At 64.3% G+C, this 11,475-nt stretch carries 16 protein-coding genes; all 16 read left to right on the top strand.

Annotation, left to right across the window (positions count from 1 at the left end):
• The first annotated feature begins 19 nt into the window (after window positions 1–19).
• The 16 genes from PVW49_RS10815 to nuoH are packed head-to-tail and all read left to right on the top strand — an operon-like array spanning window position 20 to window position 11,475.
• Window positions 20–385 carry an NADH-quinone oxidoreductase subunit A gene (locus tag PVW49_RS10815; RefSeq protein ID WP_048533867.1) on the top strand — a complete coding sequence of 122 codons (366 nt, stop codon included), beginning with the start codon at window positions 20–22 and terminating at the stop codon, window positions 383–385.
• Complete coding sequence (locus PVW49_RS10810; RefSeq protein ID WP_244526521.1) at window positions 376–984, top strand: NuoB/complex I 20 kDa subunit family protein; 609 nt, start codon at window positions 376–378, stop codon at window positions 982–984. Before PVW49_RS10815 ends, PVW49_RS10810 begins: the two co-directional genes overlap by 10 nt.
• Before the next feature lie 11 nt (window positions 985–995).
• Entirely contained in the window at window positions 996–1,607 is a 612-nt protein-coding gene (locus PVW49_RS10805; RefSeq protein WP_048532308.1) for an NADH-quinone oxidoreductase subunit C, read from the top strand.
• Window positions 1,607–1,780 carry a hypothetical protein gene (locus tag PVW49_RS10800; RefSeq protein ID WP_048532307.1) on the top strand — a complete coding sequence of 58 codons (174 nt, stop codon included), beginning with the start codon at window positions 1,607–1,609 and terminating at the stop codon, window positions 1,778–1,780. The genes PVW49_RS10805 and PVW49_RS10800 overlap by 1 nt, the downstream gene beginning before the upstream one ends.
• A 2-nt stretch (window positions 1,781–1,782) precedes the next feature.
• Window positions 1,783–3,012 carry an NADH-quinone oxidoreductase subunit D gene (locus tag PVW49_RS10795; RefSeq protein ID WP_274590544.1) on the top strand — a complete coding sequence of 410 codons (1,230 nt, stop codon included), beginning with the start codon at window positions 1,783–1,785 and terminating at the stop codon, window positions 3,010–3,012.
• Entirely contained in the window at window positions 3,009–3,299 is a 291-nt protein-coding gene (locus PVW49_RS10790) for a hypothetical protein (protein WP_244526522.1), read from the top strand. The genes PVW49_RS10795 and PVW49_RS10790 overlap by 4 nt, the downstream gene beginning before the upstream one ends.
• A gap of 40 nt (window positions 3,300–3,339) precedes the next feature.
• Window positions 3,340–3,894, top strand: a complete 555-nt coding sequence (locus PVW49_RS10785; protein ID WP_048532304.1) for a hypothetical protein — start codon at window positions 3,340–3,342, stop codon at window positions 3,892–3,894.
• On the top strand, window positions 3,894–5,201 hold the full coding sequence (locus PVW49_RS10780) for an NADH-quinone oxidoreductase subunit E (RefSeq protein WP_274562495.1): 1,308 nt from the start codon (window positions 3,894–3,896) through the stop codon (window positions 5,199–5,201). The genes PVW49_RS10785 and PVW49_RS10780 overlap by 1 nt, the downstream gene beginning before the upstream one ends.
• Window positions 5,202–5,244: 43 nt before the next feature.
• Window positions 5,245–5,715, top strand: a complete 471-nt coding sequence (locus PVW49_RS10775) for a hypothetical protein (protein ID WP_074837222.1) — start codon at window positions 5,245–5,247, stop codon at window positions 5,713–5,715.
• A gap of 16 nt (window positions 5,716–5,731) precedes the next feature.
• The gene (locus PVW49_RS10770) at window positions 5,732–5,950 is read left to right on the top strand and encodes a DUF5337 domain-containing protein (protein ID WP_048532301.1); all 219 of its coding nucleotides are present in this window, start codon (window positions 5,732–5,734) and stop codon (window positions 5,948–5,950) included.
• A 15-nt stretch (window positions 5,951–5,965) separates the two neighbouring features.
• The gene (gene nuoF / locus PVW49_RS10765) at window positions 5,966–7,264 is read left to right on the top strand and encodes an NADH-quinone oxidoreductase subunit NuoF (protein ID WP_274590527.1); all 1,299 of its coding nucleotides are present in this window, start codon (window positions 5,966–5,968) and stop codon (window positions 7,262–7,264) included.
• A 5-nt stretch (window positions 7,265–7,269) separates the two neighbouring features.
• Window positions 7,270–7,608 carry a hypothetical protein gene (locus tag PVW49_RS10760; protein WP_048532299.1) on the top strand — a complete coding sequence of 113 codons (339 nt, stop codon included), beginning with the start codon at window positions 7,270–7,272 and terminating at the stop codon, window positions 7,606–7,608.
• The gene (locus PVW49_RS10755) at window positions 7,605–8,000 is read left to right on the top strand and encodes a DUF5333 domain-containing protein (protein WP_048532298.1); all 396 of its coding nucleotides are present in this window, start codon (window positions 7,605–7,607) and stop codon (window positions 7,998–8,000) included. The genes PVW49_RS10760 and PVW49_RS10755 overlap by 4 nt, the downstream gene beginning before the upstream one ends.
• 5 nt (window positions 8,001–8,005) lie before the next feature.
• On the top strand, window positions 8,006–10,027 hold the full coding sequence (gene nuoG, locus PVW49_RS10750) for an NADH-quinone oxidoreductase subunit NuoG (protein WP_274590526.1): 2,022 nt from the start codon (window positions 8,006–8,008) through the stop codon (window positions 10,025–10,027).
• A complete protein-coding gene (locus tag PVW49_RS10745; RefSeq protein WP_048532296.1) occupies window positions 10,024–10,431 on the top strand; it encodes a hypothetical protein in 408 nt (135 codons plus the stop codon). Before nuoG ends, PVW49_RS10745 begins: the two co-directional genes overlap by 4 nt.
• Before the next feature lie 6 nt (window positions 10,432–10,437).
• A complete protein-coding gene (gene nuoH / locus PVW49_RS10740) occupies window positions 10,438–11,475 on the top strand; it encodes an NADH-quinone oxidoreductase subunit NuoH (RefSeq protein ID WP_048532295.1) in 1,038 nt (345 codons plus the stop codon).

The following is an 11,475-nucleotide window of genomic DNA, read 5'->3' as shown; positions in this document are numbered from 1 at the left end:
GCTGAAAGGAGCCTGCCCCGTGGAAGAGATGCTCAGGGAATATCTTCCCATTCTCGTCTTTCTCGCCGTCGCCGTCGGACTTGGCATTGTCCTCATCCTGGCCGCCGTGATCCTCGCCGTCCGCAATCCGGACCCCGAGAAGGTCTCGGCCTATGAATGCGGGTTCAACGCCTTCGACGACGCGCGGATGAAGTTCGACGTGCGGTTCTACCTCGTTTCGATCCTCTTCATCATCTTCGATCTCGAGATCGCCTTCCTGTTTCCTTGGGCCGTCGGCTTCCGGGATATCTCGATGGTCGGTTTCTGGTCGATGATGGTCTTCCTGGCCGTGCTCACCATCGGCTTTGCCTATGAATGGAAGAAGGGGGCCCTGGAATGGCAGTGAACCAAACGCCCGAACCCGATGTCACCGAAGTGCAGGGCATGGGCCCGCAGCATGAGCGGGTGAAATCCGGCGCCTCCGCCCAGGCACCGATCGAAACGGCGGGGCTGCCGGCCGGCGCGGAGGCGCTGAATGCCGAATTGCAGGACAAAGGCTTCCTGCTGACCTCGACCGAGGACATCATCAACTGGGCGCGCACCGGCTCGCTGCACTGGATGACCTTTGGCCTGGCCTGCTGCGCGGTCGAGATGATGCACACCTCGATGCCGCGTTATGACGCCGAGCGGTTCGGCATCGCGCCGCGCGCTTCTCCGCGCCAGTCCGACGTGATGATCGTCGCCGGCACGCTGACCAACAAGATGGCCCCGGCGCTGCGCAAGGTCTATGACCAGATGCCGGAGCCGCGCTACGTGATCTCGATGGGCTCCTGCGCCAATGGCGGCGGCTATTACCACTACAGCTATTCCGTGGTGCGCGGCTGTGACCGGATCGTGCCGGTCGACATTTATGTGCCGGGCTGCCCGCCGACCGCCGAGGCGCTGCTCTACGGTCTGATGCAGCTGCAACGCAAGATCCGCCGCACCGGCACGATCACAAGGTAAGGGGGCAGGCGATGACCGCAGCACTCAACGAGCTTGGCGCGCATATCGAGCTGAAACGGCCGGATTGCGTGTTGAGCTATTCGGTCGATCACGGCGAGCTCAACGTCAATGTGGCGCCGACGAACCTCACCGGGCTGGTGGAATTCCTGCGCAGCGACCCGAATTGCCAGTTCTCGTCGCTGGTCGACATCACGGCGGTGGATTACCCCGAGCGTCAGAAACGCTTTGACGTGGTCTATCACTTCCTGTCGATGTACCAGAACCACCGCATCCGCCTGCGGGTGTCGATCCGCGAAGAGGCGATGGTGCCCTCGATCACCGCGATCCACCCTTCGGCCAACTGGTTCGAGCGCGAAGTCTTCGACATGTTCGGCATCCTGTTCTCGGGGCATCCCGATCTGCGCCGTATCCTGACCGATTACGGCTTTCGCGGCTATCCGCTGCGCAAGGATTTCCCGACCACCGGCTATACCGAGGTGCGTTACGACGAGGCGCAGAAACGGGTGGTTTATGAGCCGGTGAACCTGGTGCAGGAATATCGGCAGTTCGATTTCATGTCGCCCTGGGAGGGCGCGGAATACATCCTGCCCGGCGATGAGAAACCCGACGCGGAGGCCAAGTGATGGGCACGCTGATCTGGATCATCATGTCGGTGCTCACCATCATTCCGATGATGAAGCTGTTGCCGCATTTCGGGTATGACAAGCTCTGGGCGCTGGCCTGTGTGATTCCGCTGGGAACCTTGATCCTGCTGTGGCTGATGGCCACCAAGCTACAGGAATTGGAGAAACGCTGATGATGGACGGCTCCAAGTTCGACGACGGCAGCACCGACGCGCTGTCGGGCGAGCAGAAAATTCGCAACTTCAACATCAACTTCGGCCCGCAACACCCTGCGGCGCACGGGGTTCTCCGGCTGGTGCTCGAGCTTGACGGCGAGATCGTCGAGCGCTGCGACCCGCATATCGGCCTGCTGCACCGAGGCACCGAAAAGCTGATGGAGAGCCGGACCTACCTGCAAAACCTGCCGTATTTCGACCGGCTCGATTACGTCGCGCCGATGAACCAGGAACATGCCTGGTGTCTGGCCATCGAAAAGCTGACCGGCGTGCAGGTGCCGCGCCGCGCCTCGCTGATCCGGGTGCTCTATTCCGAGATCGGCCGTATCCTGAACCACCTGCTGAACGTCACCACCCAAGCGATGGACGTGGGCGCGCTGACCCCGCCGCTCTGGGGCTTCGAGGAACGCGAAAAGCTGATGGTGTTCTACGAGCGGGCCTGTGGCGCGCGGCTGCACGCGGCCTATTTCCGGCCCGGCGGCGTGCACCAGGATCTGCCGCCCGACCTGATCGACGATATCGAGATCTGGGCGCATGAATTCCCCAAGGTGATCGACGACATCGACGGGTTGCTGACCGAAAACCGCATCTTCAAGCAGCGCAACGCCGATATCGGCGTGGTCAGCGAAGAGGACATCCAGCAATGGGGCTTTTCCGGCGTGATGGTGCGCGGCTCGGGCCTAGCATGGGATTTGCGACGGGCGCAACCCTATGAATGTTATAACGAATTCGACTTCCAGATCCCTGTGGGCAAGAACGGCGATTGCTATGACCGCTATCTCGTCCGCATGGAGGAAATGCGCCAGTCGCTGAAGATCATCCATCAGGCGATCGAGAAATTGCGCGCGCCCGAGGGGCAGGGCGAAATCCTTGCCCGGGGCAAGATCACGCCGCCATCGCGCCGCGAGATGAAGACCTCGATGGAGGCGCTGATCCATCACTTCAAGCTTTATACCGAAGGCTTCCACGTGCCCGCCGGCGAAGTCTATGCCGCGGTCGAGGCGCCCAAGGGCGAATTTGGCGTCTATCTCGTGGCGGATGGCACCAACAAGCCCTATCGCGCCAAACTGCGGGCGCCGGGGTTCCTGCATTTGCAGGCGATGGATTACGTCGCGGGTGGCCACCAGCTGGCCGATGTGGCGGCGATCATCGGCACGATGGACGTGGTCTTCGGGGAGATCGACCGGTGACCCCAGTGCGTTACGGTCTTTTCCTCACGCCGGTTGCGGCCCTTTCCGGGTGCATGGATCTGCCGCCAGACGGGACCACCGTCGAGGACCTGGCGGCCTATGACGCCGCGGTGGGCACGCTCGGCTGCCAGTTGGTCAGCGAGGCCGATTACGGCGTGGTCGAATTTCAGGCCGGGCTGACCCGCGCCCAGGCGATAGCGATCACCGAACAGCGGCTGGCCCGTGACGAGGCGGTGCGGCTGGCAGACGGTGGCGTTCGGCTGACCTCGGGGAGCTGCGCGGCATGAGATTGACGCGGGGCGCATATGGCCTTGCGGGGCAGGGCGCATGAGAGGGCCCGGCACCTCCCGGCCTGCGCGCGATGCCTCGACCATCGTGCTGGCGGCCTCGACGCTGGTGGCAGCGCTTTTTGTCGCCGTGCAGGCGTGGTATGCCCGGACGTCCTTTGTCGAGGCCTCCGAGACCCGATTCCTCGAGCGCAAGCTCGACATCTGCTTCGAGAATTTCGACGCCGCCGCCCAGCTTGACATCGAGCTGCGCGCCGCGGTGCCGGAAATGGCGGCGCAGGAGGTCTGGCCGCCGCAGATCGCGGTGACGACACCGGAGCGGCTGGCGCGGTTCCACCGCGAGGTGGTGCCGAAACTCGATGCGCTGGATGCCGGTCTGACCAAGGCCGGCGTTCTGGAAAGTCTCGACAAGTACCGGGCCTATCTGGCCCAGAAAATCCGCGGCCTCTCGAAGCGGCTGATGGATGTCTCGCCGGGCGATCTGAGCCCCGAGAACAAGGACACACAAGCGGTCTTTGCCGCGCTGAGCGAATTTCTGGGTGGTCAGTACCAGGTCCTGACCGGTTGCCGCCTGGTTGCGGAAGGAAAAGCCTGATGCTGCGACGTCTGTATCCCGATCAACCTGAAAGCTTTGCTTTCACCGAGGCCAATCTGGCCTGGGCCGAAGCGCAGGTCACGAAATATCCCGAGGGCCGTCAGGCCAGCGCGGTGATCCCGCTGCTGTGGCGTGCGCAGGAGCAGGAGGGCTGGCTGACCCGGCCGGCCATCGAACATGTCGCCGACATGCTGGGCATGGCCTATATCCGGGTGCTCGAAGTGGCCTCGTTCTACTTCATGTTCCAGCTGCAACCGGTTGGCTCCGTTGCCCATATCCAGGTGTGCGGCACCACCTCCTGCATGATCTGCGGCGCCGAGGACCTGATCGGCGTCTGCCGTGACAAGATCGCCCCGGCGGCGCATCAGCTGTCCGAGGATGGCCGGTTTTCCTGGGAAGAGGTGGAATGCCTGGGCGCCTGTGCCAATGCGCCGATGGCGCAGATCGGCAAGGATTACTACGAAGACCTGACTGCCGCGCGTCTGGCCGAGATCATCGACGAGATGGCCGCAGGCCAGGTGCCGGTGCCGGGGCCGCAAAACGGCCGCTACACGTCCGAGCCGGCCGCCGGTCTGACCAGCCTCGCCGAAGGCAACGATGACCGTCACCAGTACAACGCCTCGGCCCAGCTGGCGACCGACCTCGGCGACACGATCAAGCGGATCGACGGCAGCGAGGTTGCGCTGAGCGCGCCCTGGCAGAAAGGCGCCAACCATGGCGACAAGCCGGCCAGCGTGACCGCGCCCATGACCCATCAGCCGCGGCCTTCCAAGGGGGATCCGGCGGATGAAACCGGCATCGACACCCGCGAGGCCCATGCCACCACCAAGGGCCATCCGATTTCGTCGAGCTCGCCCGAGACCGATGCCGAGGCGGCTGGCCATCCCACCGAAGACGCCAAGAACTTGACCGCCGATGGCGACAAGGACGCCGTCACCGCGTCGAAAGGCAAGACGGCCAAGAAGCCCAAGGCCAAATCCACCAAGAAAATGGCCAAGACCGAGACCGCCAAGGCGGAAACCGCCGACGTGGGCCAGCGCCCCCAGGCGCTTGACGCGCCGCGCGGCGGCAAGGCTGACGATCTCAAGAAGATCAAGGGCATTGGCCCCAAGCTGGAAGAGCTGTGCCACAGCCTCGGCTTCTACCATTTCGACCAGATCGCCGCCTGGACCGAAGACGAGGTCGCCTGGGTCGACCAGAACCTCGAAGGCTTCAAGGGCCGGGTGACGCGCGACGACTGGATGTCTCAAGCCAAAGTCCTGGCCGAAGGTGGAGAGACGGAATTCTCCTCCCGTGATAAAGAGTGAGGTGTTTTAGGACATCGACACAGTAGAAACGGGAGACAAGACCATGACAGAGACCAACACCGGAAAATGCAGGAGCACCTGCTGGAAGGGCGCCGCCGCGGCGGGCGCGCTGTTGTTCGTGATCTTGTTTCTCACCGCGGGTTTCGGCTTTTTCTCGGCCTTGCTGATCGGCTTGGTGTTCTACGGCGGGCTTGGGTTGACGCTGTCGAGGATGGTCTGCGGCGACACCGCAGAAAGCGCCTCGGTCAGCCAGAGCGCCGCTTCGGCCAGCACCAGCACGGCCGCCTCGCCGGCCGCTGCGGCCGTCGCACCGACACCGCAGCCGGCGCCGCGGCCCGAGCCGGAGCCCGAGACCGAGCCAGACGCCGCGGCGGAAGCGACAGCTCCCACGCCCGAGGCTGAGGCGCCCAAAGTCGCGACCCGGCCCTTGGTCAAACCGTCGGCCGTTCTGGCCGGCGAGGCCGAGCTGAGCGCACGCAAGGGCAGCTGGCGCTATGAGCCCGGCGGGAAATAAGGACAGGGACGAGGCCATGGCACGCGAGAGCGAAGAGCAGATTGCACGGCAGGGGCGCGTGACGGCGCTGGTGATTGCCGGCACCATGCTGATCTGGCTCGCGGCCCAGTTTATCGGGCCGAGGATCGGTCTGGCGGGGCGCTATGCGCTGCTGATTGATCTTCTGGCTCTGGCGGCGTTCATCTGGGCGTTCGTCAATATCTATCAGATCTGGCGCAAGCGTCAGGGCAATTAAAAGGTGGCATCGCACATGCTCAAGGATCAGGACCGGATCTTTACCAACATCTACGGGATGCAGGACCGGACGCTGGACGGCGCCAAGAAGCGCGGCCATTGGGACGGCACCGCCGGCATCCTCGCGAAGGGCCGCGACTGGATCATCGACCAGATGAAGGCCAGCGGGCTGCGCGGCCGTGGCGGCGCGGGCTTTCCCACCGGGTTGAAATGGTCCTTCATGCCCAAGGAAAGCGACGGGCGGCCGGCGTATCTCGTGGTCAACGCCGATGAATCCGAGCCCGGCACCTGCAAGGACCGCGAGATCATGCGCCATGATCCGCATACGCTGATCGAAGGTTGCCTGATCGCCAGTTTCGCGATGCAGGCGCATGCCTGCTACATCTACATTCGCGGCGAATACATCCGCGAACGCGAGGCGCTGCAAATCGCCATCGACGAGGCCTATGACGCGGGCCTGGTGGGGCGCAATGCCGCCGGCTCGGGCTGGGATTTCGACATCTACCTGACCCATGGCGCGGGCGCCTATATCTGCGGCGAGGAAACCGCCCTGATCGAGAGCCTCGAAGGCAAGAAGGGCATGCCCCGGATGAAGCCGCCGTTCCCGGCCGGCGCCGGGCTTTACGGCTGCCCGACCACCGTGAACAACGTCGAGTCGATCGCCGTGGTGCCGACCATCCTGCGCCGCGGGCCGGACTGGTTTGCCGGCTTCGGCCGCGCCAACAATGCCGGCACCAAGCTCTTTGCCGTCTCCGGCCACGTGGAAAACCCCTGCGTCGTCGAAGAAGCGATGTCGATCTCTTTCGAAGAGCTGATCGACAAGCACTGCGGCGGCATCCGGGGCGGCTGGGACAATCTTCTGGCGGTGATTCCCGGTGGCTCTTCGGTGCCCTGCGTGCGTGGCGAGAAGATGCGCGATGCGGTGATGGATTTCGACTATCTGCGCAATGAGCTGGGCTCGGGTCTGGGTACGGCGGCGGTGATCGTGATGGACAAGCAGACCGACATCATCAAGGCGATCTGGCGGCTGTCGAAGTTCTACAAGCACGAAAGCTGCGGCCAGTGCACGCCCTGCCGCGAAGGCACCGGCTGGATGATGCGGGTGATGGACCGTCTGGTGAAGGGCGAGGCCGAGGTCGAGGAGATCGACATGCTCTTCGACGTGACCAAGCAGGTCGAGGGCCATACCATCTGTGCGCTTGGCGATGCGGCGGCCTGGCCGATCCAGGGCCTGATCCGCAACTTCCGTGAAGAGATCGAAGACCGGATCAAGGCCCAGAAAACCGGTCGCATGGGCGCGATGGCGGCGGAGTGAACGGAATGAAGCGCCTGATCCTCCCCCTTGTTGCCGGCCTCGGCCTTGCCGCCTGCGGCAATGTGGTCGAAACCTTCACCAGCAAGAGCGTGACCTTCGACGGCGTGTCGTTCCGGGGCAAGGCCGCTGCGGCGAACAAGGCGGACAGGCGCGATTTTGTCGCCACCGTCGGCCCGGCGTCGCGCAGCATGGTCGGCGCGCGCGAGGCGGTGCAGTATCAGGGGACGCGCTATTGCATCCTGAACTTCGGCGTCTCGGACATCGCATGGGAGATCTCGCCCGAGGCAGAAGAGCTGCCGATGGAGAATGACAGGATCGTGCTGAAAGGACGGTGTCTGGAATGAAACGTCTTGGATTTCTGATCGCCCTGGCCCTGGCCACTCCGGCGCTGGCGCTGCCGCCGCTGGCCACCGTCAAGCCGATCAATGACGGGCTGCGCGCGGTGATGATCGCCGATCAGATCCGCATTGCCTGCCCCAGTATCGCGGCGCGGATGATTGCCGGCTGGTCCTTTATCCGCTCGCTCGAGGCGCAGGCGCGCGACATGGGCTACAGTGCCGGGCAGATCGAGGAATTTGTCGAAAGCTCGGCCCAGCGCAAGCGCCTCGAGGGCGAGGCGGCGGCCTATATGAAGGCGGGCGGCGTGGTGGGCGGCCAGCCCGAGACCTATTGCGCGCTGGGGCGCGAAGAGATTGAGAAGGGCAGCCAGATCGGTGCCTTTCTGAGAGTGAAGTGAGAGCCATGAGCGACCTGAAAAAGATCATCATCGACGGCAAGGAAGTGGAAGTGGACGGGGCGATGACCCTGATCCAGGCCTGCGAGATCGCTGGCATCGAGGTGCCGCGCTTCTGCTATCACGAACGCCTGTCGATTGCCGGCAACTGCCGCATGTGCCTTGTCGAGGTGGTGGGCGGCCCGCCGAAACCCGCCGCTTCCTGCGCCATGCAGGTGCGCGATCTGCGCCCCGGCCCCGAAGGCCAGCCGCCGGTGGTCAAGACCAACTCTCCGATGGTCAAGAAGGCGCGCGAGGGGGTGATGGAGTTCCTGCTCATCAACCACCCGCTGGACTGCCCGATCTGCGATCAGGGTGGCGAATGCGATCTGCAAGACCAGGCGATGGCCTATGGCGTCGATTTCTCGCGCTTCCGCGAACCCAAACGCGCGGTGGACGATCTCGACCTCGGGCCGCTGGTCGAGACCCACATGACCCGCTGCATCTCCTGCACCCGCTGCGTGCGTTTCACCACCGAAGTGGCGGGCATCACCCAGATGGGGCAGACCGGCCGTGGCGAGGATGCCGAGATCACCGCTTATCTTGGCGAGACGCTGGATTCGAACCTTCAGGGCAATATCATCGATCTTTGCCCGGTGGGCGCGCTGGTGTCGAAGCCCTACGCCTTTACCGCCCGTCCCTGGGAGCTGACCAAGACCGAGACCATCGACGTGATGGATGCGCTGGGGTCGAACATCCGGGTCGATACCAAGGGCCGTGAAGTGATGCGCATCCTGCCGCGCAACAATGACGGCGTGAACGAGGAATGGATTTCCGACAAGACCCGGTTTGTCTGGGACGGGCTGCGCCGTCAGCGGCTGGACCGGCCATACGTGCGCGAAAATGGCAAGCTGCGCCCGGCGAGCTGGCCGGAAGCCCTGGGCAAGGCCGCAGAGGCGATCAAGGGCGCCGAGAAACCGGTCGGCCTGGTCGGGGATCTGGCCCCGGTCGAGGCGGCCTTTGCGCTCAAAGAGCTGATCGAAGGGCAGGGCGGCAGCGTCGAATGCCGCACCGACGGCGCGCATCTGCCGGCGGGCAACCGGTCCGGCTATGTCGGCACCGCGAGCATCGCCGATATCGACAGCGCCGGTGCGATCATGCTGATCGGCTGCAACCCGGCGCTCGAGGCCCCGGTGCTCAACGCCCGTATTCGCGGTGCCTGGAGCCGCGGCGCCAAGGTCGGCGTTGTCGGCGAGGCGGTCGATCTGACCTACGAGTATTTCCACCTCGGCAGCGACCGGGCCGCGCTCGACAAGCTGGTCGCAGGCGACAATTCCGACGCGCTGAGCCGCGAGACGCTGGTGATCCTCGGCCAGGGGGCGATCCGCGAGGCCGATGGCGCGGCGGTGCTGGCCAAGGCTATGGCATTCGCGGACCATACCGAGAGCAAGTTCCTCGTGCTGCATTCGGCCGCCTCCCGGGTTGGCGCGATGGACGTGGGCGCGGTGACCGAAGGCGGCCTGGCGGCGGCGATGGAAGGGGCCGATGTGGTCTACAACCTTGGCGCCGACGAGATCGAGATCGGCGACGGCGCTTTCGTGATCTATCAGGGCAGCCATGGCGACCGGGGCGCGCATCGCGCCGACGTGATCCTGCCGGGCGCGGCCTACACGGAAGAAAACGGGCTTTTCGTCAACACCGAAGGCCGCCCGCAGCTGGCCCTGCGCGCCGGCTTTGCGCCGGGCGAGGCCAAGGAAAACTGGGCGATCCTGCGGGCGCTCTCGGGTGAGTTGGAGGCCAAGCTGCCCTATGATAGCCTGGCGCAACTGCGGCAGGCGCTGGTCAAGGCGGTGCCGCATCTGGCCAAGATCGACACCGTGGTCGAGAACGACTGGCAGCCGCTTGCGGCCGGCAAGCTGGGCAAGGCGGATTTCCGCAACGCGGTGTCGGATTTCTACCTGACCAACCCGATTGCCCGCGCCAGCGCCCTGATGGCCGAGCTCAGCGCCGCCCAGAAGGCCCGGACGGAGAAGCGAATTGCGGCTGAATGATCCGGCATATCTCGATATGGCTCCGGGCGGCGTTGCTGCCCGCGATGGCGCTTGCGGGGTGCGAGGTGTCTGAGACCGCGCAGGATATCCCGTTCGAGCCCGAATACCGGGGCATCGAGACCCGCCTGCTCGAGGGCGATCTGGTCAATTTTCACGTGAAGATGACCGGTGCGCGTGATGTGCAGGACCTGGCCGATTACGCCGAATGCGCCGCGGCGCAATATGCGCTGATCCGGGGCTACGGATTTGCCCGCCACGTGCGGACGACAAGCGAAGTTGAGGCTGGCCTTTGGCGGGGGGATGCGGTTTACACCATCTCGCCAGCGCTGCCCGACGGATTGAAGACGATAGATGCCGAAGTGGCGGTGGCCAACTGCCGCGAAAGACGCATTCCGACTGTGTGAGGGACCATGGCTGAATTCTTTACTACCCCGCTCGGGATCGGCATCACGATCCTTGCGCAATGCCTGGCGGTGCTGGGCTTCGTGATGGTCTCGCTGCTGTTCCTCGTCTATGGCGACCGCAAGATCTGGGCCGCCGTCCAGATGCGCCGCGGCCCCAACGTGGTGGGGGCCTTCGGCCTGCTGCAATCGGTGGCCGACGCGCTGAAATACGTGGTCAAGGAAGTGGTGGTGCCGGCCGGCGCCGACAAGCCGGTGTTCTTCCTGGCGCCGATGCTCAGTTTCGTGCTGGCGGTGATCGCCTGGGCGGTGATCCCCTTTGCCGATGGCTGGGTCCTGTCAGACATCAACGTGGCCATTCTCTATGTCTTCGCCATGTCCTCGCTCGAGGTGTACGGCGTCATCATGGGCGGCTGGGCGTCGAACTCGAAATACCCGTTCCTCGGCTCGCTGCGTTCGGCGGCGCAGATGATCTCCTACGAGGTTTCGATCGGCCTGATCATCATCGGCGTGATCATCTCGACCGGCTCGATGAACTTTGGCGACATCGTGCAATCGCAGGACGGCCGCTTCGGGTTCTTCTCGTGGTACTGGCTGCCGCATTTCCCGATGGTGTTCCTGTTCTTCATCTCCTGTCTGGCCGAGACCAACCGCCCGCCCTTCGACCTGCCGGAAGCGGAATCGGAACTGGTGGCGGGCTACCAGGTGGAATATTCCGCGACGCCCTTCCTGCTGTTCATGGCCGGCGAATATATCGCCATCTTCCTGATGTGCGCGCTGACCGCGCTGCTGTTCTTCGGCGGCTGGCTGTCGCCGATCCCGGGCCTGCCTGACGGGGTGATCTGGATGGTGCTGAAGATGGCGTTCTTCTTCTTCATCTTCGCGATGGTGAAGGCGATCACCCCGCGGTATCGCTACGACCAGCTGATGCGGCTGGGCTGGAAGGTCTTCCTTCCGTTCAGCCTGGTCTGGGTGGTCTTCGTGGCCTTTGCCGCCAAATTCGACTGGTTCTGGGGCGCTTATGCCCGCTGGGCCGTGGGAGGCTGA

The organism is Marinovum sp. PR37, assembly GCF_028807375.1.
GTDB classification, from domain to species: Bacteria; Pseudomonadota; Alphaproteobacteria; order Rhodobacterales; family Rhodobacteraceae; genus Marinovum; species Marinovum algicola.
The sequence above is the reverse complement of the archived record's forward strand: the minus strand, read 5'-3'. Positions and strand labels throughout refer to the sequence as shown.